A 25,890-nucleotide genomic window follows, 5' to 3' on the forward strand; every position below is an offset into this window, starting at 1 on the left:
ACTCCTGTTCTAATTTTTATAATTTGTTAACTAAATATAAGAAATATACTAACTAGCTCTGACCCTTAAGGTATCAGTTAAGTTTCTGATATCGCCATTTTACGTAAATCACCACGAATAATTTTACCTGTGGTGGTCATTGGCATTGCGTCGATAAAGCGTACTTCTCGTGGATATTCATGCGCAGCTAGACGCGATTTTACGTATTGGGCAATCTCATCTGCAAGCTCAGGAGATTCCTTATAACCTTCAGTAAGTGTCACATAAGCAGTGACCAGTTCACCTCTTAACTCATCGGGCTTACCCACTGCTCCCGCTAATTGAACTGCCGGATGAGAAATCAAGCAATATTCAATTTCTGCCGGTCCTATGCGGTAACCACCAGAACAGATGACATCGTCATCACGCCCCACAAATCTCAATCGGCCATCTTCTTCACGAATCCCTCGATCGCCTAGAAACAGCCACTCTACATCACCAAACTTCTTGGTTTTCTCAGCAGTTGCTTCGGGCTTATTCCAGTATTGGATATACATTACGGGGTTTGGAACTTGCACCGCAATCGCGCCTTCAACTCCAGCCTCTTTGATCTCTCCCGTTTCTGCATCAATAACATCAACCACAAATCCAGGTGCCGCACGCCCCATTACACCAGGGGCGGGATATTCCTGAGCAGAGCAAGCAGATACGATCATATTGCATTCAGTTTGACCGTAAAATTCATTAATCGTTGTGCCTAGTGCTTTTTCACCCCACTCGATGAGTTCTGTGCCTAAGGTTTCACCGCCACTGGCGACTGAGCGCATTTTGATTCCAAACTTCTCAGCATCAGGCACTAGTCGCATCATTTTTAAAGCGGTTGGTGGCAAGAATGCATTGCGGATATTGTGCTTTTTAATCAGTTCTAATGCGGCGACATTATTAAATTTAGAAAAGCGATATGCCACCGTAGGAATGCCATGATGTAACGCCGGCATTAACACATCTAGTAACCCGCCAATCCACGCCCAGTCTGCCGGAGTCCAGAATTTATCACCTTCATAAGGTAGGAAATTGTGACTCATTTCTACACCGGGGAGATGTCCCAATAAAGTACGATGCGCTTGCAGTGCACCTTTAGGATTTCCTGTAGTTCCAGAGGTATAAATCAGTAATGCAGCGTCTTCAGAATGCGTTTTTACCGGAGTAAACTCTGTACTTTCTCCTTGATAAAAATCGTGGAAGTTTTCAGCGTTTACATCTGCGCCATTAACTGAAAAAACATGTTTAAGCTCTGGTAGCTCATCCCTGATACTGGCAATTTTTGCCGCACCTTCTGCATTAGTTATCACCACTTTGGCACTCGAGTCGCGCAATCTATGCAGCAAAGCCTCTTGACCAAAAAGTGTAAATAATGGAATCGACACACAAGCCATTTTAGTCACGGCAATATGTGCAACCGCAGTCTCAACACATTGCGGCAATAATACCCCAACCCTGTCGCCAATCTCATTGTCTTTACGCTCAACACCTAAATTTGCTAGCGCATTAGCCAACTGATTAGACATCGCTTTTAAATCAGCGTAGCTATATTCTTCAAAGTCACCGTTTTCTTCAACATCTATCAATGCAATACGATCTGGATCAGCGTCTGCCCAACGATCGCAGATATCTGCACCAATATTGAAATACTCTGGAATATCCCATTTTAATGCGGCGCAAGTTTCTTCATAAGTATCTTTTTTTTCTAACACTGAAGCTCTCCCATTTTACTTTTACAGTTTTTATTATTTACTAACTAGATTTTTTATTAAGTACATTTGAGTTTAGACCAAAACACGAGTGATATTTTCAGAAGACTTAAGACGGCTAATAAACAGCTGATCAGCATCCCTCACGCAAAAAACATGAATAAGATATACTCGCTGTCATAAAAATAAATTAGCAAAATAAACATAAGGGTAGAAAAATGAATAAGCTGTATTTACTGGGAATAATCGGACTTGTTGGCTTCTTATTTTTCGGCCAATCCAGCACAATGCCAACAGCCATTCTGCAAGTGCATAACGAAAACCCTTTTAATGAAGTGGATGGTTCGGTAGGTGGACGTTGTATGGGTGAAAAATGCTTAACCGTTTATGTCGCACCTTGGTGTCCAGCCTGTAAAAGTCTGCGTCCAACAATTATCGATATGGCGAAAACACTTAAAGACGAAGGTGTCGATGTAAAAGTCATCATCGGTAAAGATACCCAGCAAGCTACGGAAAAATATGCCGCAAGCTATCCTTTCCCCGTATTGCTTGATCCATCAGGGGAATTCTTTGAAAAGGCTCAGCAACGTGGTGTGCCTTTCTTTATGGTGAGTGATCGTGAAGGAAAAGTAGTCAATAATATGGCAGGTGGAACTACTGATGTTGTTGCTATGCGGGATATGCTAAAAATTTAATCTATAAAGATTCTAATCTATACGAGCTCTAATTTATTAAGACTCTATTCTACAAAGACAAGGACATCTCATGCCAACTCAGACCACCATGGTCAGAATCTGATTCACCAAGGTGAACAAAGCCATGCTTAGCGTACATATCAATCAATTCAGTCTGGCAAATTAAGTACATTTCAGTTTTACCCAATGCTTTCATTGATACAATAAAGTTATCCATGAGCTTACTTGCCATGCCTTTACCCTGATACTTGGGATGTACGACAACAGACATTATTACGATATGTTTACCGCTTGGATCATGACCAATGAGCTCTTTGAATTCCTCATCAGACAGCTCAACTTTATGCGTTGCCCCTGAATTTATAAACCCAATAATCTCTTCACTATTTTCTAAAACAATAAAGCCTTCAGGATAAGTTTCTATTCGTTTTAGAATTTTTTCTTTAGTCGCCGCCTCATCACCTGCGTAAGACACTGTCTCTATTTCGTAGCATCTATCTAGATCGAGTTTTGTGGCTGATCGAATAGTTAAATCTGACATGATTTAGTAATACTCTTAATTGGAGGGTGAATTATAGGTCACCCCCCTACTTTATGAGGTTTTTTCATTCTAATTACATGAAAACCTCACCCTTCGGGTCGTCGTCACTGCGTTCCAACGTTGTCTCCGCTACGCTCCGGCTGAGCACTTTTTTAAATTAAGAAATATCTTCTAAAATACTCTCAATAGCAGCTACAACTGCTTCTGATTTTTGCTGATTCAATGCATCTTGATGCGGTGGTGAAAATTGCTTCGAATCATTATCGAAGTATTTACCCGAAGCATTTGCAAACTCATCCGATAATGCTGCACGTGTCAGAATATCTGCACCGATATTTATATCACTCCCTTCAACACCAAAACCTTCTTTGACCATTTTACTGGCGAGTAATGATCCCGGGTTTACGGCAACGATCATGGGACCATCTTTTAGTTTTTCTGCGAGAACACTCGACCACATGGTGATAGCCAATTTACTCTGTGCGTAGGCACCCATATCATCGAGTCTGGCTTTACCATAGAGCGCATTGATACTGACAGGCGCTTGTGCGGCAGACGATAAATTAACAACTCGTCCATTGTTACCTAGTAGTGGTAGCAGTTGTTTCGTTAACAAATAAGGTGCCAATGTATTCACTACAAAACGTACATCAAGACCATCTTGCGTCATCGGATCATTGATTTTGAAAACACCGGCATTATTGATAAGTACATCAAGACTATCGTGTTTCTCAGCCACAGCATCTGCAAATTTCTTTACCTCAGACAAATTCGATAAATCCGCCACATAGCTTTCGATGTTCGCGCCCTCTACCTGAGACGACAAGGTGTTAACCACGTCTTCCAGTTTTTGAGGATTGCGTCCATGTAGCAATAAATGATTGCCTTGCTCTAACAACATTTTTGCCGTTGCTAAGCCAATGCCGTCTGTGGCACCTGTAAGTAGAATTGTCTTTTTCATTTTCTAATCTCTTATGATTGAAAGCCTGAACTCGGAAAGTCAGGTAAAATTTTGTCAGATAATCGTTCTAGCGTCGTCTCAATATTCGCTTGGTTAAAACGTAGATTAATCGCCACATGGTTTACACCAATCTCTTCGAGTGACGATAAATAATCTCGAAGGTAATTAACCCCTGAGCGGAATCCCAGATGTATCGGCTGCGGAGTTGCATCATCATCTTCAACCAAGTCGATGTATAGTGATTGGGATACCGGCTTGAATGGCGCATCTAACTCTTTGGCACGTGAACGCCAACTTGAGATTAAACGCTGTTGAGCTTGCACATTACGCGGATAAGTTACCCATCCATCACCATTACTCGCGAGCCAATCCGGTGATTGCTGACTGCCACCCGTTATCATCAACGGTAATCTACCCGAGGTTGGTTTTGGCAACATATCCATACCACCGTATGGCGTGCCATAGTCATTTTCGAACGCAGGCGCGGTTTCCCACATGCGTTTGATGTATTCAAAGCTGTCTCGAAAACGTTTCCCCCGATCATCAAATGACATATTCAGCGCAGGGTATTCTTCGGGTCTATCGCCTGAAGCTATTCCCAAAATTAAACGCCCACCTGATAGCACATCCGCAGTCGCCGCTGCTTTGGCAACATGTGCAGGATGACGCAAAGGTAGGACGATACTGCCCGTTGCGAGTGAGATTCTTGTAGTGTGTGCCGCCAAAAAACCCAGATAAACAAAAGGGTCGTAAGTTTGTCCTGCATCACCAAACGATGGCACATTAAACGGTACATCCCTCAACCAGATAGAAGCAAACCCGAGCGCTTCAGCCAGTTGAACACGTTCGATATGGTTTTCCATGCTAGGCACTGGGCTATTGTTATAGTTCTCTATCGCTACAACCAGGCCTACACTCAATTTATTAGGACGGAATACGTTATTGTAGCCACGGTTTATTTCTGGAAATGCTGTTTGGTCAGTACTGCTCATAATGATTCTTCTGTCTAGGTTCTGGATTAAAATTAAATGGGTTTAAGTTTAATCTTCCTTACCTTCAATAAGAACATGATTACTAATAGAACCTTCAGTGCGTCCTTTTAGAAGAGGTGCATATTCCGGATCATTCATAAATGCGATTGCCGCTTCTTTTGAAGGCCACTGAATTATAACGCGTATAGCAACATCATCGCCCTTACCTTCTAAACGTTCGTGCACTGGGGTATTCGCTAAATATTTGCCACCATGTGCTGTCACTAAACGATTCGCAGAGGCGACATAATCCGCGATCCAATCTTCATTGGTTGGCGTTACTTCTAATACTGAATAATAAGACATATAGTTTTCCTTAAATGTGGATAACCAACCTGGTGTTACTTCACAAATACCAGGTTGGTTCTAAATAAATACTTAGTTGATATCGACAACAACTTTACCCGTTGCTTCACCACTAGCTAATCGGGCATGAGCTGCGCCCACCTCAGCTAAAGAAAATGCATTATCATCGAGAATCGGCTTTAAATTCCCTGCTTCTACAATGTTAGTGATCTCACTAAGAATTTGACCATGCACTTCACGTTTATGGTTATATAGCATTGGAATCAGCATGAATACCACGTGCAAAGACAAGCCTTTGAAATGTGCAGGAGATAAATCTATTTCCAGTAATGAAACGGTTGATGCGATTTGACCATTCAGAGCAGCCGCTTCAAATGAGTTCGTCATATTCTCACCGCCTACCGTATCAAAGATAACATCAAAACCAGCACCATCAGTATGCTTCGCGACATAATCAGCTACGCTATCTGTTTGATAATTAATCGCTGTAGCGCCTAGTTTTTCGATGATTCCCAATTGCTTATCAGTACCACCGGTGGCGTAAACATCTGCGCCAAAATGACGCGCTAACTGTAAAGCCAAATGCCCCACACCACCTGCACCACCATGAACGAGTACTTGCTGTCCTGCAGAAATTCCAGCACGTTTCAAACCTTCAAAAGCGGTAATTCCCACTAACGGGATTGCAGCTGCTTCATGCATCGATAAATTTTTAGCTTTACGCGCAATTAACTTAGCATCAGCCACGATATATTCTGCCAATGTACCCGGAAGATCCGCTAAACCGCCAGCACAACCATAAACTTCATCACCCACTGCAAAATCAGTCACTCCTTCACCGACTTCTTCGATCGTACCTGCGAAATCCATACCTAAAATCGCAGGAGCGTCAGGAGATAAAGGTAATTCTTTACCCATTTGACGAATCATTGTATCGACAGTGTTAACGCTAGTCGCCGCAATGTTTACCAATACGTGACCTGCTTTAATTTCTGGTTTTGCTACTTCGGCAGACTCAAATACTTCTGGTCCACCAAAATCATTAATAATCATTGCTTTCATTTTTTTACTATCTCTATTTGATTGATTGTGAGACTAGTATAATTATTTAATATAAAATGATAATAGACTAATATATAAAATCAGTTTTCTGATTTTATTGATAATAGAAAACCTGATATTGATATTGATATTGATATTGATATTGATATTGATGAAACAATAAAATTGAGCAGGGTAATAGTCAAAACATGAACATAGAACATCTCAAGCTATTCGTGCGACTTGCCGCAACCAATAACATTAGCTCTGCCGGTCAAGAGCTAGGACTATCCCCTGCGGTTTCCAGTTCCCACATTAATAAGCTGGAAGAAAGATTAGGCGTTCGATTACTGCATCGCACCACCCGAAAAGTATCGCTCACAGAAGAAGGCGAAGCGTTTCTGCCACACGCGGTAGAAGTATTATCCAGTGTCGAAGCAGCACGAGCATCCGTCGGTGCAGGCGAAGTATTCCCCAGAGGGGTTTTAAGAGTAACCGCACCCGCTTCATTTGGCGGCATGCACATGATGCCCGCAGTAAAAGACTTCTTAACGCGCTACCCTGACCTCACTATCGACTTTCGTTTTTCAGATGCGATTGTAGATCTGGTAGAAGGTGGATTTGATATTGCCATTCGTAATTCAGATCTCAAAGACTCCACCTTAATCGCACGCAAATTAGCACCTGATAATCGAATCATCTGCGCCTCTCCTGAATATCTGGAAAAATTTGGCGAACCAAAGACACCAGAAGAATTAGAAAATCACAACTGCATAAACCTAATGGGGCTTGAGAACTGGGTATTTGAAACACCCAAAGGACAAGTCACCATAAAAACCAAAGGCCGTTTCCGATCGGATAATGGCGAAGCAGTTAGAGATGCCTGCGTCGATGGCTTAGGCATCACCATCAACTCACAATGGATTGCTTATAAACATCTCGAAAGCGGCGAGCTGGTAGAAATTTTAAAAGACTTTCCATTGGTCTCGGATACCGCTATCTGGGCGGTATACCCAAGCTCACAATTACTCGCACCCAAGGTCAGAGTGTTTATTGACTACTTTTCAGAGCTATATTCGAGCCCGGTTTATTGGGATAAAGCCTAGTCTATTAAGGGAAAAGGCTTATTTATATAACACAAAGTCACCCCCCTACTTTGGGGCACTTTTTTATTATTCTAAGATACAACTTCTATTTTACTAGATTCAAAACTTTCATATTTCTTACACTTTTGTTGCGTAAAGTACCCCGATTAACTGTGTTACAGTTACCTCATTCTATTAAGGAAACAGGATAAATATCATGGGCTTAACAAGCTATCGTCTATTCATTAGCAGTATTGCTTTTAGTGCACTCGTGTTAGCGGGGTGTAACAGTTCTTCTGTTGATACGAGTAAACAGGCAGCTACCACTAACAATGATACCAAGCAAAAAGTGATGATTAATCCTGCAAAGGGAATAGATATTTCTATGTTTGCAAAGGGGTCTTTTACTGAAGAGCCTAAAATCGTTGATTGCGAAACCGCAGAAGGCACGAAAACCACGTGTTATCAAATGGTAACAGCTGGTGCACCTGCAGGACGTGAGCCAGGTCCTTTCTGCCCAAGAACAACCTCCGACGGAGCTGATACTGGCGGCGCATGGTTTAGCAGAGATGGCGCAGGAGACTTAGTCGATATCACCGGAAATTTCATAGTAAATCTAGCCAGTTATTACGATGATACAAACTGGAAGCTTTACGACCCAGCAACCAACAAAGTCCATTACACAGCGACTAAAGAAGCTTGCCTAGGTGCGGCAAAACCTGATGTTGAGGAACAGTACAAGCAAAACTGTATAGAATGTGAGTTGTCGTATTTAGACGCAGATTTCTCACGAACTTTCTTGATACCAACGACTCCTATCCCAGCGGCAAAAACTAGCCGAGCTAGAACAACAGGTATTGCCCTAGATGGATCAGAGCTCTCTGGACCAGCACCTGTTGATGCAATTTTAGGTGCGTATACCATTGCTGCTTTTGATGATTGTGGTGGACACATTAATGTTCATCAGGGATATCACTATCATTCTTCAACCGGATGTACAGACGCCCCAGTAAAAACCGATGATGGCTATGCACCACTGATTGGTTATGCCGCAGATGGCTATGGCATTTATGCGATGAAAGATGCACAAGGCAAGGAAGCAGAGTCACTTGATGAATGTCGTGGCACAAGCGATGACATTCGAGGCTATCACTACCGTGCAGCAAGCCCGAGCGAGAATATGTTTATTGGCTGTCTTCACGGAGAAACCGTTCGTGCAACAGGCGGACATGATGGACCTCCTCCTGGCGGTCGACCTGGTGGTGCTGGCAGACCTGACGGACCTCCTCCTGCTAATAACCCGCCGACAAAATCGTGATCGGAGTTCAAACAATGACTCAAACAATAGCATCAAGAAAATCGATCAAGAAAGCAGTACTTGGTTTTTTATCGGTATCGGCATTATTACTCACAAACAGCATGGTTTATGCGCACTCTGGTTCACTCAACAAGGTTGCAGTGGAAGTATGCAAACAGAAACAAAAGTCGCAAGCCTGTCAGTACCAAGGTGGTCATAGCGACTTGTACATTGGCACCTGTCAGCTGATGTCAGAAACAGATTTGATATGCGTTAGAAACAAACCTATCCAGAAAATCGAGTCTGCAAACACAGATTCCAACAATGAGCATAAGCATTAGCGCAGATAAGTAGTTTCTGTAATCTTTTAGCTCCGATCATGCAAACGTGGCGCATTTGTTAAAGTTGCGCCACTATTTATCCAGCGATTTACCTATTTTTATTTATCCTGTTCACGCCTTAACCATTCTGCGGCAACATCACCCATTGTTTTGGGTTCCCCGTTTTTTATCCAAGCCATAAATGACCGATTAAATTTGAAACCGAGGCCACAAACTTCTGTTAAAAAACGCCTGACGTTTTGTGTATTACGGTAGCTATCAGTAACCGGAGTGTCCGTTGTTATTTGATCACTATGCCAATCAAAATTATCCATACGGCATTTCTCCTTATCGTTAATTAGTCACCCCCCTACTTTAAATGACTTTTTTTGTTTAAAAACGTAAATGGAATTTATGCAGAGCTGAGGCGTTTTTTTACATAGCTTAGATGGATTAAAACAAATCCAAACCAAACGCTCGCTTCACATCGTTCAATACCTGATTCGATTCTTCTCGCGACTTCTCACTACCCGCTTTTAGTATTTCAATCAGTTGCGCTTTATCTGAAATAAAACCTTCTCTGGCTTCTCTGATCGGCTTTAAAGTCTCCTGCAGGCATTCTTCCAGAATCTTTTTGGTAGTTCCATCACCAAGACCACCTGCCTGATATTGCGCCTTTAAGTCTGCAACATAGGCGACATCTGGGTGTAAAGCATCTAAATAGGTAAACACGACATTGCCTTCGATTTGGCCGGGATCTTCTATTTTTAGGTGATTCGGATCGGTATACATCGACTTTACGGCTTTGGAAATTTCTTTTTCGCTAGAACCCAGATAAATACAGTTACCCATCGATTTAGACATCTTCGCTTTACCGTCCATACTAGGCAAACGTGTCACTTTACTTAGCAGAGGCCGACACTCAACCAGAATCTCTTCCCCAGCTACGTTGTTTAGTTTTCTGACGATTTCATTGGTCTGTTCGATCATCGGCAACTGATCATCTCCAACAGGCACTAAAGTAGCTTTAAAGGCGGTAATGTCTGCAGCCTGACTAATCGGATAAGTTAAGAAACCTGTGGGAATAGAAGCCCCAAAAGATTTACCCGCTATCTCGTTTTTAACCGTTGGATTTCGCTGCAATCTCGCCACGGATACCAGATTAGAATAATACATGGTGAGTTCAGATAACGCTGGAATCGCCGACTGCAAACAAATTGTTGTTTTACTTGGGTCAATCCCGACAGCTAAATAATCTGCCACCACATTTAAAATATTAGAAGAAACCTTTTGTGGGTTATGACCGTTATCGGTCAAACCTTGTAAGTCGGCAACCAGGATGGTTTGCTCGTATTGATCCTGCAACGAGATTCTTTGCTGAAGTGAACCGACATAATGCCCAAGATGCAACTGTCCCGTTGCTCTATCGCCGGTTAATACTTTTTCTTTTTTGTTTGGATCTAATTGATTATTCATAATTTAAAACTCCTGCTAAATTCTACTGACGGAGACAAAAATTACGAAATTCATAAGCTGTCATCCGACGGCTTTGAACACATGTGATTCAGCACCGCTCTAGGAGATAGAACGCCACCAGAAAATTGGAATGAGATGAAAAGTGAGATTAGCTTGCATGGAGCGCAAGTTACCACTTCACTGAAAGTGGTTCAACAGTACTAGGACAATTAATAAACACACCCCCCTACTTTAAGTGACTTTTCATTTCGTTGTTTGAAATGACCAAAGGAACTTATGCAGAGCTGGGCAGTTTTTTATTCTTGTAACTTTTTAGTGCCTAGATCTTTGGCGATATTAATGAGTTCGTTTTGACCAGTTCTTTGTGACCCGTTCAATATGATCACATATTAACTCTTTTTCGCTATGCCACGAATTGTTGGTCTTACAAGCGCCATAGCTGTTCGCATACTTTCATGTTTAATCTCATGGAATGTAAATCCAGCATCTTCAATATAGCTTTCAGTTTCACGATTTAAATGACAATTCCCCGCCAGTTTACGCCAAAATGGATTTAACCGATTTTGCCATTTTCTGCGATCACTGCCACATTCTGAAGCCACATGTTCGAGGAAAATAAAACTACCATTGGGTTTTAAAACACGTTTGATTTCTTTGAGTGACGCTTCAACATCATTGACTGTACAACACACAAGAGAAGCAAATACGAAATCGAAAGTTTCGTCATCACTGTCAATTTTTTCACTTGAACAAGACAAAACTGAAATCTGCGTTAAGTTTTTAGATCGAATTTTCTCTTCAAGTTGAACCCTCATATTTTTATCCGGCTCAGACAATGATAATTGCAATTTTGATGAATCAGGATACAGCTCTAAACTCGCACCAGTTCCCGCTCCAATCTCTAAAACCTTGCCTTCAACATTTTTTAAAAGACCTCTTCGCCACTCAATCAAACAGGCATCTTCTGTAGCTTTCATACATTTATCATAAAAAAATGCAGTTAAAAATGACATCGCTTGAAACCTTCATTTGAGTTCACGGTATATAGAATTTTTGATTTTATACGAGGAATTATAAGCCCCTAAAGGCAATTTATTTATATCACTTTATCTAAAAACTGCTTTACCGCCTTGAAGACTTCTTCTGGCTTTTCTTTATGAGGCGTGTGGCCACAGTCTTTAAGAACAAGCATATCTGACTGTCCGCTAGTATTTTCTGAGATAAATTCAGGAAACGCTAGAGAACCGTATTCGTCATTTTCACCATGGATTGCCAGAACGGGACAACTGACATTTCCTATACACGACTGAAGACTCCAGTTTGCAAATGCTTTTGATAACCAGACTTCAGTCCATGCATCTAACACCCATTTTGCTTTATCGCCATGCCATTTCTGTAACCGTTCTAGCTGACCTGGTTGTGCAAAAAATTGTTTTGCCTCCTCTATCCCCTTAATCGTTAACTCTTCGACGAAAGCTTGCGCAGACATCGTCACTACTGCCTCGCAATCAATATCACGAGCTGCAATATTAATCACCATGCCACCACCCACGCTATGACCAAATAGTGCATAGCTATTTAAGGATAGTGTTTCTTTTAAAGCAGGAAAATATTCGATCGCTTCCTCTTCTATAAAATCACATGAAGGTAATGTATCGCGCGAGCTTGATTTGCCGAAACCTAAACGATCATAAGCCACAACAGGTCGAGAGAGTTTTTCCGCCAGCACTAATGGAAAGTCTTTCCATAAATCGACACTACCCAAAGAATCATGAAGTAAAATTAGGGGTGATTCTGTTGTAGTGGTTTCTGATATCCATTTTTTTGCATAGATATGCCCGCCAGCAACTTCAATTTCATATTCTTGAGTTTTTGTATTGTTCATACTTATTCTACGTAGCTATTAACTAAGCACTTTTTATAAAACTATTTACTAGCTAACCAATTAGTAGACAGCTATTAATTAGGTCCGTATACAAAAGTCACCCCCCTACTTTAAGGCGGTTTTATTTTAAATAAATGCTTCCAGTTGTTTCTGATACGGTGTTAAATCTTCAAGATGTTCACTCACCCAATCGTCGTTGTAATAAGTATCCATATAACGATGACCACTATCGCACATTAAGGTCACGATTGAACCTGTTTGCTGATTTGCCATCATCCGTTTCGCCACTTCAAGGACACCCCAGAGATTTGTACCTGTCGATGCTCCTGCTTTACGACCGATTATTTTCTCTAGCCAAAAGATGGTGGCGACACTAGCGGCATCAGGCACTTGCATCATTTCATCGATGATATCGGGTTGGAAAGAAGCTTCTACTTGCGGACGGCCAATGCCTTCGATACGGCTTCCTATCTTAGATGCAAGTGTTCGGTCCTTTTGCATAAAACAGTCGTAGAACACGGAGTTTTCAGGGTCAACCACCAGCAATTGGGTATCGTAACCTTTAAAGCGAATGTATCGACCTAAGGTAGCAGAGGTGCCGCCCGTGCCTGCACTCATAACGATGCTATGCGGTACCGGATGAGGCTCGTCTTGCATCTGTTCGTAAATACTTTCGGCGATATTATTACTACCACGCCAATCAGTCGCGCGTTCGGCGTAGGTGAATTGATCCATAAAATGACCATTCAAAGATTCCGCCAGATGCATCGCTTCGCTGGTAATTTTCGTCGGACAATCAACAAAATGACAACGCCCACCATAGAGTTCGATAAGCTCAATTTTACTATGCGCAGTGTTATCCGGCATTACCGCGATAAAGGGAACGCCAATCATTCGCGCAAAATAAGCTTCTGAAACTGCAGTACTGCCAGAAGATGCTTCAATCACCGAAGTACCTTGATTGATCTTGCCATTGCATAAGGCATATAAAAACAGAGAACGTGCTAATCGATGCTTTAAACTTCCCGTCGGGTGAGTGCTTTCATCTTTAAGATAGATATTTATGCCCAGTAATTTAGGCAGCTCAAGTTTAATCAGGTGTGTATCTGCCGAGCGATTATAGTCTGCAGTTATTTTATTAATCGCTTCTGTGGTCCATGTACTCATATTGACACCCCCCTACTTTTGAATGATATTACGTTTTTGTCGTTTAAAAACGTAAATAGAATTTATGCTTTGCGAGGCACTTTTTTTTTAAGCTTTGATTATTAAAAATTTATTTATGGTTTAAAACTGTATTTCCCACGAAGTCGCTTAGGTTTTGGAAATAGATTTTTTTCTGGAGAAAACTCAATATTAGTATCGTTATTATTTGGATTTAGATAATAAGAAAAGTAAATTTCTCCTTTGTCTTCATTTCTTGGCATTAAAAATTCTATATTACCGTATATTTTTCCATAAAGTGCTTCCACAATATTTCCTTTATCATCACGTTTGGTTCTTACTCTAAAGTAATAATTTTGGTTATCTTTAATTGGAAGGTTTTTTATCTTATTTTTCTCTGCAAGGTATCTTATTTTTAAAACGTTCTCATACTTATCTTTCGGCGCGTTATGAGAAGAACGTAATTTACTACCCCGTATTTTATGCTGATAAAAGGGCTGAATACCATCGTCAGGGCTAGTAAAATTTAGAAACATCGTAGAATCATAGTCACTTGCATCAACATATCGGTCAACAATGATTTTAAATATAAAATCACTGTGTAAGCCTTGCCCGTAGGGTACAACCCAATCGTTAGCAATTAAGTCATACCCAAAATCTCTACCTTCTTCGGGTAGAATAGCAGGTGGATCATAGGTTATGCCTTTACCTATGTTCTCTGCCACGAACAGAGGAATTGGATTAATAATCTTTTTAAGAACAACATCGATTGTAGGATTCCAAGGTTTCCATTTTCTTAATCCATAAAAACCTGTGACACCTGTAAATTCTTTAAAGCGACCTATACTTTTATAGTAACCATCTTTTGTTACGCTAAAACCAATATGTGGTTCTGAAGATCCACTAACGGTGTACATACCATTTTTATCAGTCAATCCTCTGACATTCTTAGAATCTGATCCAATACCTTTTTTCTTAGGCTTTTCAATAGCAGCACCTACTTTCGCATTCTCAACAACTTCACCTGACTCATCAATTACCCTGATAGTAATTTTTGCTGTTGGTAGTGAGCAAACTATTGTTGTCGATAACATAAGTAAGATAATTGTCGAGGCTATTTTATTTATCATTTTAAGTTACCCCTTTCTACCATATCTGAAAAGTTACTGTGAAATCATTCATCTCTTTCTATTGACCATCCTTTTTTAAGAAATTTATCGTTCAAATCTACCTTATAAATTAAAAATTCAGACATCCACCTATAGACTGAATATTTTTTATTAGATAAACAATGAGACTGTATACGTAACTAACCATAATAAACAAAGAATCTAGAATGTTTAATGGTCACGTTCTATTTACATTTTTTTAGTTTAAAAATGTAAATAGAACTTATGCTTTGCGGAATGATATTTATACGGCTACGCCTTTCCTTCGGTTTTGTCGTTTAAAAACGTAAATAGAATTTATACTTTGCGCGGCACTTTTCCCTGATCTAATCACCCATGGTAGGCTTGATTTATAATAGTTTTATTTTTTATTACCCATACATACAGATTAACTTCTAATTGTCTTCAAATTCAATATTAAGAACGGATGAAAGTTTATCTATCGCTTCTTTATCTGCTGTCCCTGCTTGAATACGGTAGCCATCTGAACTAACACCTATACTAACTAATACTCTTAAATCCGTGAAAACCATTACTCCAATTCGTACAGTAAACACATGATTTTCTGCACAAAAAGTGCGAAGGGTCTGAATATCATCTAGGGTTATTAGTTTAAAACTTGGACACATATAAAAACTTTGTGCCGGAAGATTATGATCAATTGCTGTATTGTATATTTCGACTTTTTTTTCATTTGCCTCTTGTAATGAGTCTGATGAATTATCACTTCTCACGCTATAACCAGCATGCCAATCAACATCGGTGATCGTGTTCCATATAAAATTATCGACAAAAAGTTTTAATTTTCCTATCAATTCCCCAATATTGGCAAGATCTATTTCACACGTAAATGAAGTTGGGTTTTTATTAAATAGATGAGAATCATGTATTTCAAGTGTTAAGCCATTTGAATGCTCTAAAATAAAGTTATTATTATCTTCTCGTATTAGGGATATAGGTAACTGCATGACCTGAACAATATTCTCAATCTGTTTGATGCCAACTTCACGATCAAGCGCTGCTCTTGTTGCGTTGAATGAATAACTGAAAAAATATTTACCATTTTCATTAATAATTGAAACGCATTCATAAGCATCATTAGATAACTCATGATCAGGCTCATCATATCGAATAGCAACCTTTACTCTTCCAGTCATTCCAATATTGTTTTCAAGTGTTGATAAAACCTGTGTTATCGAATCCCAATCGATAGGATTTAATTCTCCAGTTATATCCAGGTATTGGATTTCTATGCCACTCACTGCATTTAAGTGTGGAGGATTTTTCTTGTAATTTAATTCCTCTATTATGAATTCATCTCTATAGATGGAAGAAAGGTATTTACTCGTTTCAATAATGGTTAAATATGTTTTCAATTCATCTAGTGATGAAAATATTTTTGATTTTGCTCTAAACATAAAATTTAGTTGAATTTTTTATTAATGTGTTGATTCAAGCACTTCAATGCCACAGTTTGGGATAGCTCGCTTTAATTTTAGACACCCCCCTACTTTTAGCCTGTTTTTAGCTTATGACATATAAAATTTAAAGTCGATGATGTCATAGCTTTTTGGCAGAGTATAAATTACAAGAAAATTCTATACTTCGAACAACCAATTTTTCAACTCCACTACAAATTACGCTTTCTACTCATCATCTTCATCTCTATAGCTTGGGATAACTACACCGACTAATTCTTTTGATATCATAAGAAGTAAATCAAAAAGCTCATCACCTTCAGCGTATGCGTTTTCTTCGATGAGTTCAGCTGTCTTATCACTCACAGCTTTAATATTCCATTCCCCTTCATCGTCCCATGCGAAGCCTACAATTCCATCAAAATTTAGTCGATACATTTCAGCGCCATAGTCACTGTACTGATAGTAAATGACTTGTTTTACGCCAACAGTCTCTACCAATGCTTCACATAAATCCTGCATTTCGTTACTGTAGTCTGATTCATCAGGATTAAAACTCACTGCTAAATGATAATCATCTATTGGCTTAATACGATCTGGGTCTTCAATAACTTCAAAAACATCGATCCATTGAGCTTCATTTTCAGGAACATCTTCAGCAAAATCTGGACGTGTTTTACTGTCAAAGTAATGCGGTAAGCGTTTAATCAATGCTTGATTATCTGAATGAATTAATAGCGTACCGCCTACAGGTGTCCCCATTTTTTATCCTTATATTAGACTGATATTATTTTTATATTTTTAAATTACTTTAAAGATTAATTTTTGTATCCTAAAAAGTATGTCCGAAGTGCTTCTGTCTAAACTTAAAATTATTAGATTTTATGAGATCAGGATCTTTTTTATGAAACGCTTCCGCAATTCCTGACTCAAACATAGCGATGCCTTCTTCAATAGACTTTTTAGTGAAAGAAGACCATCGATCTTGCCCATCAAGAATCCCTTGTTTTAACTCATTTGCTACTTGCAATTGAACGGGGTGCCTACCCTCTGGTGTATCAACCACATGCCATGCTAAAGCCACTAAATTGGCCTCTGGAGTCATAAACTCTTCTGTTGTTTTATCAAAACCCCATTTAATATATTCGTCTACGAAATAACGAATAGGGTTAGAGGGATTAAATTCATCACCGCGAAGATAATAAATTAGTATCGACTCAAAATCCGCATAGAAAAATCTTTCATGTGGTCTAAGGTATATAGGCAAGCACTCATCAGTTTCTTCTACCTTAAGAACATTAGCTAAGAATTCCTGTAATTCATCACCAAATAGGGCTTCGCAATTATTATAAGGGGAAAAACGAAACTTGAATGTAGCGCTACCTTTAGTTTGATATGCTTCTTTCTTAGGATAATATTTAGTAGTATTTCTAAGAAAAACACAGGAACGTTCAAACCAATCTGACTCATTACTTTCGGGGTGGTTTTTGGCAGAATTATGTCTAAATTTATATATTTTAGCGCATTTAATCCGCTCCCAGTTTTCGGGGCTGTGGTCTGGGGATAGCCAGAAGGTATAAAGACCTTCACCCCATATATTACGATTATGCGATTGTTCCAAACAGCATGGTTGCATATTATATTCCCATTCAGCCATTTCATCCTGTGTGATAGGTTCAGAATAACCTGTAAGAAAATACTGCTTTAATGCTTTATAATCTTTTTTCAATATGCCATCAAATGCGGCGATTTGATCTAGTGAGTTTTTAATCTCAAGCCACTGTTTTCTTCGTGCTTTTACCCATTCTTTATCGTCAACTTTCCAAGCCTGGAAAAAGTCATAATTATTTATTTGTTCTTTTGTATATTTAAGTTCAGTCACAATTATTTTTATAGATGAAATTAATAAAGGCTAATAATAATACCGAAAGCCTTTATATTGACTGAATAATTGTTATTAGTTGAAAAATGAGACTGTATCCGTAACTAAGCATATAAGTTAAAGAATACAGATTTTTTAAAGGTCACCCCCCTACTTTTGGGCACTTTTTCTATTTCATCCGTGATTGCCACATTTTCAAAATATCATTGAAGGTAGCGTTATTCAGGTTATCGTCCAAGTGTAAAATGGTGTAATTACGATAGTAAACACTCAGGTCTAATTCAACTCCTAATCCAAAAATTTCCAGATCAGGCTGTTGTTCATAATTACTGATAACATCTTTTAAATGGTTATCCAGATAGTAAGGATCATTGGCGATATTGGTGGCAGAATCCATCGGGCTTCCATCTGAAATCACGGTTAGAATTTTCTTTTGTTCGGGACGTTTCAATAGTCTCTGAGCCGCCCATGTGATTGCTTCGCCATCCACACCTTCGCGGAATAAGTCTACTTTCATCAGTCCTGATATAGAATTACGCGCCTGTTTCCAGGTTTGTTCTGCGTCTTTGTAGATGATGTGATTGGTTTCATTGAGACGACCAGGATTTTTTGGTTTGCCTTGTTTGATCCATTCTTTCATCGGTTTGCCACCACTCCAGTTGCCCGTGGTGAAGCCAAGGATTTCGGTTTTAATACCTGAGAGATCAGCCGCACGTGCAAACACGTCGAGCATAATCGCGACATTTGCCGCGTGCTGTTTCATCGAGCCTGAACAATCAACCAGAAAACTCAACACACAATCGGATTGTGGACGTTCGCGTCGATCTTTGAAGATGCGTTTTTCCGTAGGTGACGCGATTAACTGCGACAAGCGACGACCATCGATATAGCCTTGTTCTTGGGCATAATTCCAGTCATCATATTCGGGTGTTGCAAACAGGAATTTAAGCTGACGCGCCAGCCTTGGCATATTGATGCCTTGTTTGCTAATGCTGTCATCCAGATGACTGCGCAAGGCTTTTAACTGCATTGGCCTAACCAGTTTATCTGCCTGTGAAATCTTGTCGTATTCGGTAGTGAATATTGAGTAAACCGCATCATTTTCCAGCCACGATTTACTCTCACCACTACTGATCATGAATACATGTTCATCGTTTTCGTCAAAGTTAATCAGTAGCTTGAATTCTGGTGCTTCGATTTCTTCCAGAATCGTATCGACGTCTTTTTCTTCTTCGTCTTCGTCCTGATTCTCATCACGCACCATGCTGTTAAATTGCTTCGCTAGTTGCAAGGCGTATTCGGCAAATTTCTCCTGATCGGTGAGGTTTTGCTTCATGCCGTAGAGCTGCTTACCAATCATGGGCGAGATGCCTGCGCGCGTCGCTTCTAATAGGTCTTCGGTTTCTTCGGTGACCGACACATTATTAAAGCGCGACCAGCAAACCTGAGCCAGCACGTAAATAAGTAAACCGATACTGCTCTCGGTTAAACCAGAATGATGATAACGCAGTGACCATTCTTCGAAACGATGCAGCATATTGCTGCGCATGCCTTTGTAGGTTTCTGGCACTAAGGATTCGACGCGTAGCTGTTCGAGTAATTCGAACATAAAACGTTCGAGTCTCTCATCTGGTAACAATGAATGATGCAGTGCTTCGTCTGTGAATTGATAGCGTAAATTAATACTATCGGCTACACCTCGCAAAGCGACAAAGCTGTCTTGCACAAGATCAGACTGAATATGACATGCATACAAAGGCACGCGTTGTTGATTGTGGTAGAGAAATGGACCACGGAAATACAAGCTCGCGTCTTTGGTATAACCACGCACCACACCACCGCAAAGTTCTATGGCTTTTTGCTGTTGCTGGCTCTTGGTTTGAGCAGTTGTTTCATCATGATCTGAAAGGTATTTCATCTGGTTCTTTTCTGATTGTGTTCTGATTTTAGTCCGATTTAATCTACTTGTTATTTACTGGTAGGCGAAAGATGCACATACGATTCTTCCAGCTCTTCATCAAAACAACGTTGGAAATATTCAGCCACTAATGGCTTTTCATCGTCACTGCATTTATTCAAGAATGCAAAACGAAAAGCCGTTTGAATATCTTTGAATATCTGGAAGTTTTCAGCCCAGGAGATTACCGTTCTTGGTGACATCAATGTTGATAGGTCACCCACTGCAAAACCATTACGCGTAAGTTGCGCCATGCTAACCATCGCATTCAAAAGCTTTTCATCAGTAAATTCAGGCACACGCGCTTTGATGATATTCACTTCATCATCATGCGGTAAATAGTTTAACGAGGTAACAATATCCCAACGGTCAAGCTGTGCGTGGTTGAGCATTTGCGCACCGTGATAAAGACCGTTTAAGTTGCCTTGGCCTATGGTGTTGGATGTCGCAAACATACGGAAATTTGGATTAGGGCTAATGACCTGATTCTGGTCTAGCAATGTAAATTTACCATCACGCTCAAGAATACGCTGGATAACAAACATTATGTCTGGTCGACCCGCATCGTATTCATCAAAAATCAATGCAACCGGACGACGTAATGACCAGGGAATTATCCCTTCCTGAAATTCGGTAACCTGCTGGTTATCGCGAATCACGATGGCGTCTTTACCCACTAAATCCAAACGACTGATTTGCCCATCCAGATTTAAGCGCACGCAAGGCCAGTTGAGGCGTGCTGCGACTTGTTCGATATGCGTCGATTTACCCGTGCCGTGCAAACCCTGAATCATCACGCGACGATTAAAAGCAAAACCCGCGATAATTGCCAAAGTCACATCAGCATTGAACTGATAAGCTTCGTCAACAGCAGGAACGAACTCACAAGGTTCGCTAAACGCAGGGACTTTCAAATGGCTATCGATATTGAAAGTGTCACGAACCGATACAGAAAGACTCGGTTCTAAATCTAGAATATCACTCATAAAACTAACTCAAAAAATAAATTGAAGCACTACTATAGCTTATTTTTAGAGCTTGTCAGTTATTCTCAGTAGTTTTAACAAAGGCTGGCACAACTTGTAGTCACCCCCCTACTTTGGGGCCTTTTTTTAAGCGTTTGTTTGTCTTGTTTGAAATGTTTATTAATCTGCTACATATAATGCAAATGATTAAATCAGATTAAAAATCTGCGTGCAATCCAACGAAATAACCATCGGTTGATACATCAAACGAGACATCATCGAAGTCTTTAGCATCGAAGCTTTGTACTCGATAACCTGCTTTTAAACCCAAATCTACCGCGACTAAATTGAACTCGTAACGCAAGCCTGCCATCGCATCGGTAATCTGATTGCCATCATAATTCATGTAATGAACATCGGTATAAAGCGTGGTGTTCAAAAACGGCAATGCAACTTCAGCATCAAAATAAGCATGTGGCGCAGCACCAGAGAATGATTGTGACAGATATTTTCCGCCTTCAAATTGAGAGATGCCCAAACCAACATCTATCGAAATCGCATCATTGTCCAGAATTTCATAATACGCGGTGTAATCAATTTTAGTGTATTCATAAGCGTCACTATTCACTTCTGATAATGAAAGCTTAAAGTTAGGAATTAATGGCACCGGATGTTCGATGGTTGCACTTGCAAAAATTGACGTATCATCACCAGAAACACTTCCTACGACGCTGCCTGCATCATAACTTGGTGACCAAACACCTACTTCTAAATCTGCTCCTAAAAGGGTATCTGCTTGTGCAGTGCTTAGTATTAAATTGCCTATAACAAGCGAAGCAAAAATGGCACCACTAAGCGCCTTGGTTGTTTGTGTTTTTATCATTTTTCCAGCCCGTAGTGAGATATGTTTTATTATTTAGAAGATTAATTATCTGATAGTTTAAACGTAAAAGTAACTATTAGAATTCGCCACATAGAATATCAGCTTTTAACTATTTATATCACTGGTGTTTTATAAGCGTTAACGATTCAAAGTCTGATTGCATAGCTAACTAGCTGCTTAATAAGAGGACACCCCCACACTTATAGGGCATTTTTGTACTAATATTGATTTTCAAACATCCTCGGTTTTAAACATGCAAAACACTGGAAATGATCAAGAAAAAAATCACGGAAAAGCCAAACCAAAAACCTGGAATTTTCCCCCAAAACTCCCTGTTACTGTATCTCCACTGTTCACAAAGCCGGTAAAGATAGAGGCTGTTATTAAATGGTTCTTCTTATCCTGGTTCCCTATTTCAGAACGCCTGATTATTCTTTGTATTTCGGTTTTGTGCTGGTTATTCTTCAGTCCTTCTGTTGAACAAACCCAGACTTTTGAATGGGGTTGGGTAGTCCATATTTATCTTAGAAATTTGCTTTTAATGATCATGGTTGCAGGTGGCCTTCATTGCTATCTTTACGTTTTCAGAAAACAAGGAGACGAACTGCAATACGACACCAAGCCCTTTGCTCAAAACAAATCCTCATTCACCTTTAATAATCAGGTTTGGGATAATATTTTCTGGAGCTGCGTCAGTGGCGTCACGATTTGGACAGCGTATGAAGCCCTAATGCTTTGGAGTTTTTCGAATGGTTATTCGCCTCAAGTAACAGGGCCATTTTCTACACTTTGGTTGATCGGTATTATCTTCTTTATTCCGATTTGGGAGACTTTTTACTTTTACCTGATTCATCGGTTTTTGCATGTTCCGGTACTGTATAAATTCGCGCATTCCTTACATCATAGAAACACTAATGTTGGACCTTGGTCTGGGTTTTCGATGCATCCGATTGAGCATTTAATCTATCTGGCTTCGGTGTTGATTCATTTCGTTATTCCTTCGCACCCTTTATTAATTATTTTCCATCTGCAATTTTATGCGTTGTCTGCAGCAACCACTCATACGGGGTTTGCTGGCTTATTAGCGGGTGATAAAAAATGGATAAACCTGGGGACATTTCATCATCAGCCGCACCATCGTTATTTTGAGTGCAACTTCGGCGCACTGGAGATAGCTTGGGATAAATGGTTTGGCTCATTTCATGATGGTACTGAACCATCACATCAAGCGTTTATGCAAAGACGCAGGGAGCAGGTTCGCGCTGCCCATAAACCCCGTTAAGTCTGGATAAAGGCGTTTTGTTCTAGACTGATTTCAACGTTCTTATAATAATTACTAACAAAAAGGAGATACTTTCATGGATGAGACTATCGTAACTACTGATATCGAAAACGATATCGTTGATAACGAACAAGAACAACAAGCAAAAGAGCCAGCTTATTTCACCGCAATGGAAGCCCGCGTAATTGGAGCTTTGATGGAAAAGCATTTAACAACGCCAAATAACTACCCTCTCACTCTCAATTCATTGTGTAATGCCTGTAACCAGAAAAGCAATCGCGAGCCAGTGATGAAGCTCACTGAAGGTCAGGTCGGTCACACCATAAATATTCTTGTAGAACGTAAACTCGCAGGCATTGATTACGGAGATCGTTCGAATAAAATTTCACATCGCGTATGCAACGAGCTAGCCATAGATCGAAAACAACAAGCGATTCTTACGGTATTACTGCTACGCAAACCGCAAACGCTCAATGACATCAAAACACGCACTGCGCGCATGGTCGACTTCGAATCAAATGAAGAAATCCACGATACGATTACCGATATGATCGAACGTGAAATGCCTTTGGTGACATTAATACCAAAAGGAGCAGGACGACGCGAAGACCGTTTCGCCCATACATTATGCGGAGAAGTTTCAGTCGAAGAGATTGAAAAAGATCCAGTAATGGTAACTAGCACCCCTGTAGATAATGACCGACTAGATGCCCTCGAAGCACGTATCGCTGCTATTGAAGCAAAGCTGGGGATTAGCTAAATATGGAATTAGTCAAAGAATAAATGAGCTTTACTAAGCTCATTTAAAACCCACTAGCAAACGTCTATATGTGTTGCTAAAAATGCGTGGATTAAACTAAGTTAGGAGTTTTAACTAATTAGGTCACCCCCCTACTTTTATGAGGTTTTTTAATTACTTATTATTTCCTTATAGTGTCTTACCTCGTTTTACGTCGCCTCCCCAAACTCTGCTTAAGCACTAACCTGCAACGCTTATTTGATTTCAAAAATAATAACTAGCAGTATTAAATAACTAACAGACTATGTAATTTCAATATTCAAAAATAATTCCATTAATTTAACTCTTATCTTTATTCTTATATTTCAGTAAGTTAAGCACTTATCATTAAAAATACTTTAACACTCATAAGTTATTTTTGGGTATGCAATAAAATAAGAGGAGTACATTTAAATTACGTATATTCATTATTAATATATGGTTTTACCGAACATTATTAAGAACCACTCAACGAGAGGAAGCAATAATGATACAAGCAGAAAAAGGTATTCACCCAAAACAGCTACCAAATGTAGTGAGTTTAATTTCGCCAGATTCTGATGGCAAAAAGTTAGTTTCTGAAAAAGATCCCGCTATAAAAGTCATGACTGACTTGAAAGTCGTCAAACCTTACTCAATTGAATCCAGTGCATCTATTGAAGCAATCAATAACAAAATGATCGCCTGTGGAGTCCGATTGTTATTTGTTAACGATCCAATGGGAGACCTAGCGGGTTTAGTCACAACAACCGATATTAACGGCAAAAAACCACTACTTTATGTTAATCAAAATGGTTGTAGCAGGGATGACATTACCGCATCAGACCTGATGACTCCTATTAGTCGCCTTGAAGCAATCCCAATCAAAGAAGTATTGAGATCACACGTGTCGGATATCGTCTATGCACTTGAGCATTGCCGTAGAAATCACATGCTGGTTTTGGAGAGTAATCAAGAAGGTAAATTCATTCGGGGCATATTCTCAGTTTCACAAGTGGCTAAGCAACTTGATATTCTGATCACTCCTAGTATTCAAGCCAATAGCTTTGCCGAGTTAAATAAAGCCTTAGCTTAATTGTTTGATACCATTTGACTTAAACCTTTTGCAATTGCGTACTTTATAAACTTTATTAAAGCACCAAAGAAGTGGACGACAAATAAAACTTTGTAAGTAACAAAACAACTAATAAAACTGTGTTTCTGTTGTTTTGTTACTTTCGTTTTAAGCTATTTTCAACATGCTTCTAAGCTAGTTTTAATTCATATTTACAACCGTTTCTTATCTATCAGTTAAGGTTATAGCTAAGAAAATAACTAATAACAAAACCAAAGATAGGAGCAATGTTTATAACATCGTTCTTTACAGCATCATCAAACCAACAATGAGTAAGCTCTGTTAATCCATACAGTCATACAATCAGGGCTTTCATACCAAGTTATAGGAGTACCTATATGGCTAAACCGATTGCCGTATCAAAAAACTTAAACCACCCTACTCTTTTATTGAATTGCTTCATTTTTCTGATTTTAATGTGGATGGTGAGTACTCCCTTATTTGCCAACAATGGCATTAACATCAATTCTAGTAATGGACTGGCAATTCACGGTTTTGATCCGGTTGCTTATTTCACTGAGAATAAGGCAGTCGAAGGCAAACAAAATTTCACTATCGACTTTGAAGGAAATAAATGGGCTTTTTCCAGTGAGAAAAACAAACAAGCGTTTCTCACAAATCCAGTAGCGTATATCCCGCAGTTCGGTGGTTATTGCGCTTATGCAGTGAGTAAAAATGCAATCGCCAATACCGACCCGTTTGCCTGGTCTATTCACAACAAAAAACTGTTTTTAAATTACAGTATTGGCACACGAGAACTATGGCTGAAAAATAAAGCTCCCAATATTGTCGCAGCCGATGGTTATTGGCCAACATTAATGAAACAAGTTCCATAAATAAACATTAGATAAAACCTGGACATAAAAAAGGGCGACCTAAGTCGCCCTTTTTAGTTTTAAGACTTTTCTGT

The 25,890-nt window shown here is 39.7% G+C and carries 26 protein-coding genes; 8 read left to right on the top strand and 18 right to left on the bottom strand.

Features of this window, described 5'->3' with window-relative positions; all coding sequences use genetic code 11:
• Positions 1–77: 77 nt before the first annotated feature.
• On the bottom strand, positions 78–1,733 hold the full coding sequence (locus tag Q1A31_RS01475; RefSeq protein ID WP_299871317.1) for an AMP-binding protein: 1,656 nt from the start codon (positions 1,731–1,733) through the stop codon (positions 78–80).
• Between the two features lie 215 nt (positions 1,734–1,948).
• Here Q1A31_RS01475 and Q1A31_RS01480 point away from each other — a divergent pair, with 215 nt between their 5' ends.
• Positions 1,949–2,425 (top strand): redoxin family protein, encoded by a 477-nt coding sequence (locus Q1A31_RS01480; RefSeq protein WP_299871320.1) that lies wholly within the window; start codon positions 1,949–1,951, stop codon positions 2,423–2,425.
• Between the two features lie 49 nt (positions 2,426–2,474).
• On the opposite strand, the gene Q1A31_RS01485 is transcribed toward Q1A31_RS01480, so the two are convergent.
• The 5 genes from Q1A31_RS01485 to Q1A31_RS01505 all read right to left on the bottom strand — a co-directional run bounded on the left by Q1A31_RS01485 (position 2,475) and on the right by Q1A31_RS01505 (position 6,326).
• Positions 2,475–2,966, bottom strand: a complete 492-nt coding sequence (locus Q1A31_RS01485) for a GNAT family N-acetyltransferase (protein ID WP_299871323.1) — start codon at positions 2,964–2,966, stop codon at positions 2,475–2,477.
• 157 nt (positions 2,967–3,123) lie between these two features.
• Positions 3,124–3,927 (bottom strand): SDR family NAD(P)-dependent oxidoreductase, encoded by an 804-nt coding sequence (locus tag Q1A31_RS01490; RefSeq protein WP_299871326.1) that lies wholly within the window; start codon positions 3,925–3,927, stop codon positions 3,124–3,126.
• Positions 3,928–3,938: 11 nt separating this feature from the next.
• Positions 3,939–4,919 carry an LLM class oxidoreductase gene (locus Q1A31_RS01495; protein WP_299871329.1) on the bottom strand — a complete coding sequence of 327 codons (981 nt, stop codon included), beginning with the start codon at positions 4,917–4,919 and terminating at the stop codon, positions 3,939–3,941.
• Between the two features lie 48 nt (positions 4,920–4,967).
• Positions 4,968–5,264, bottom strand: coding sequence for a DUF1330 domain-containing protein (locus Q1A31_RS01500; protein ID WP_299871332.1), 297 nt, complete (start codon positions 5,262–5,264; stop codon positions 4,968–4,970).
• A gap of 72 nt (positions 5,265–5,336) precedes the next feature.
• Positions 5,337–6,326 carry a zinc-dependent alcohol dehydrogenase family protein gene (locus tag Q1A31_RS01505; protein WP_299871335.1) on the bottom strand — a complete coding sequence of 330 codons (990 nt, stop codon included), beginning with the start codon at positions 6,324–6,326 and terminating at the stop codon, positions 5,337–5,339.
• Between the two features lie 188 nt (positions 6,327–6,514).
• On the opposite strand from Q1A31_RS01505, the gene Q1A31_RS01510 reads away from it, so the two are divergent.
• The 3 genes from Q1A31_RS01510 (at position 6,515) to Q1A31_RS01520 (ending at position 9,028) form a co-directional block, all read left to right on the top strand.
• Positions 6,515–7,411, top strand: a complete 897-nt coding sequence (locus tag Q1A31_RS01510) for a LysR family transcriptional regulator (protein ID WP_299871338.1) — start codon at positions 6,515–6,517, stop codon at positions 7,409–7,411.
• Positions 7,412–7,607: 196 nt separating this feature from the next.
• Positions 7,608–8,708, top strand: coding sequence for a YHYH protein (locus Q1A31_RS01515; protein WP_299871341.1), 1,101 nt, complete (start codon positions 7,608–7,610; stop codon positions 8,706–8,708).
• A 14-nt stretch (positions 8,709–8,722) separates the two neighbouring features.
• Entirely contained in the window at positions 8,723–9,028 is a 306-nt protein-coding gene (locus tag Q1A31_RS01520; protein ID WP_299871344.1) for a hypothetical protein, read from the top strand.
• A gap of 98 nt (positions 9,029–9,126) precedes the next feature.
• On the opposite strand, the gene Q1A31_RS01525 is transcribed toward Q1A31_RS01520, so the two are convergent.
• The 12 genes from Q1A31_RS01525 to Q1A31_RS01580 all read right to left on the bottom strand — a co-directional run bounded on the left by Q1A31_RS01525 (position 9,127) and on the right by Q1A31_RS01580 (position 21,806).
• The gene (locus Q1A31_RS01525) at positions 9,127–9,342 is read right to left on the bottom strand and encodes a DUF6434 domain-containing protein (protein ID WP_299871347.1); all 216 of its coding nucleotides are present in this window, start codon (positions 9,340–9,342) and stop codon (positions 9,127–9,129) included.
• A 118-nt stretch (positions 9,343–9,460) separates the two neighbouring features.
• The gene (gene trpS, locus Q1A31_RS01530) at positions 9,461–10,483 is read right to left on the bottom strand and encodes a tryptophan--tRNA ligase (RefSeq protein ID WP_299871350.1); all 1,023 of its coding nucleotides are present in this window, start codon (positions 10,481–10,483) and stop codon (positions 9,461–9,463) included.
• Positions 10,484–10,872: 389 nt separating this feature from the next.
• Entirely contained in the window at positions 10,873–11,496 is a 624-nt protein-coding gene (locus Q1A31_RS01535; RefSeq protein ID WP_299871353.1) for a class I SAM-dependent methyltransferase, read from the bottom strand.
• An 83-nt stretch (positions 11,497–11,579) separates the two neighbouring features.
• On the bottom strand, positions 11,580–12,368 hold the full coding sequence (locus tag Q1A31_RS01540; protein WP_299871356.1) for an alpha/beta fold hydrolase: 789 nt from the start codon (positions 12,366–12,368) through the stop codon (positions 11,580–11,582).
• Between the two features lie 126 nt (positions 12,369–12,494).
• Positions 12,495–13,535, bottom strand: a complete 1,041-nt coding sequence (locus tag Q1A31_RS01545) for a PLP-dependent cysteine synthase family protein (RefSeq protein ID WP_299871359.1) — start codon at positions 13,533–13,535, stop codon at positions 12,495–12,497.
• A gap of 113 nt (positions 13,536–13,648) precedes the next feature.
• Entirely contained in the window at positions 13,649–14,662 is a 1,014-nt protein-coding gene (locus Q1A31_RS01550) for a carboxypeptidase-like regulatory domain-containing protein (protein ID WP_299871362.1), read from the bottom strand.
• 434 nt (positions 14,663–15,096) lie between these two features.
• Complete coding sequence (locus Q1A31_RS01555; protein WP_299871365.1) at positions 15,097–16,119, bottom strand: hypothetical protein; 1,023 nt, start codon at positions 16,117–16,119, stop codon at positions 15,097–15,099.
• 228 nt (positions 16,120–16,347) lie between these two features.
• Entirely contained in the window at positions 16,348–16,881 is a 534-nt protein-coding gene (locus Q1A31_RS01560; RefSeq protein WP_299871368.1) for a hypothetical protein, read from the bottom strand.
• Between the two features lie 70 nt (positions 16,882–16,951).
• The gene (locus tag Q1A31_RS01565; RefSeq protein WP_299871371.1) at positions 16,952–18,001 is read right to left on the bottom strand and encodes a hypothetical protein; all 1,050 of its coding nucleotides are present in this window, start codon (positions 17,999–18,001) and stop codon (positions 16,952–16,954) included.
• A gap of 169 nt (positions 18,002–18,170) precedes the next feature.
• Positions 18,171–19,919 carry a hypothetical protein gene (locus Q1A31_RS01570; protein WP_299871373.1) on the bottom strand — a complete coding sequence of 583 codons (1,749 nt, stop codon included), beginning with the start codon at positions 19,917–19,919 and terminating at the stop codon, positions 18,171–18,173.
• A gap of 50 nt (positions 19,920–19,969) precedes the next feature.
• The gene (locus Q1A31_RS01575) at positions 19,970–20,944 is read right to left on the bottom strand and encodes an AAA family ATPase (protein WP_299871376.1); all 975 of its coding nucleotides are present in this window, start codon (positions 20,942–20,944) and stop codon (positions 19,970–19,972) included.
• A 196-nt stretch (positions 20,945–21,140) separates the two neighbouring features.
• Positions 21,141–21,806, bottom strand: coding sequence for a TIGR04219 family outer membrane beta-barrel protein (locus Q1A31_RS01580; protein WP_299871379.1), 666 nt, complete (start codon positions 21,804–21,806; stop codon positions 21,141–21,143).
• 253 nt (positions 21,807–22,059) lie between these two features.
• Between Q1A31_RS01580 and Q1A31_RS01585 the strand changes: the two genes are divergently transcribed.
• The 4 genes from Q1A31_RS01585 (at position 22,060) to Q1A31_RS01600 (ending at position 25,816) form a co-directional block, all read left to right on the top strand.
• Positions 22,060–23,088: a sterol desaturase family protein gene (locus Q1A31_RS01585; protein WP_299871381.1), complete on the top strand. Its 1,029-nt coding sequence runs from the start codon at positions 22,060–22,062 to the stop codon at positions 23,086–23,088.
• A 76-nt stretch (positions 23,089–23,164) separates the two neighbouring features.
• Positions 23,165–23,848: a YceH family protein gene (locus Q1A31_RS01590; protein WP_299871384.1), complete on the top strand. Its 684-nt coding sequence runs from the start codon at positions 23,165–23,167 to the stop codon at positions 23,846–23,848.
• Between the two features lie 505 nt (positions 23,849–24,353).
• Complete coding sequence (locus tag Q1A31_RS01595; RefSeq protein WP_299871386.1) at positions 24,354–24,941, top strand: hypothetical protein; 588 nt, start codon at positions 24,354–24,356, stop codon at positions 24,939–24,941.
• Positions 24,942–25,318: 377 nt separating this feature from the next.
• Entirely contained in the window at positions 25,319–25,816 is a 498-nt protein-coding gene (locus Q1A31_RS01600; RefSeq protein ID WP_299871388.1) for a YHS domain-containing (seleno)protein, read from the top strand.
• Positions 25,817–25,890 lie beyond the last annotated feature (74 nt).

This window comes from uncultured Cocleimonas sp. (assembly GCF_947495625.1).
Lineage (GTDB): Bacteria > Pseudomonadota > Gammaproteobacteria > Thiotrichales > Thiotrichaceae > Cocleimonas.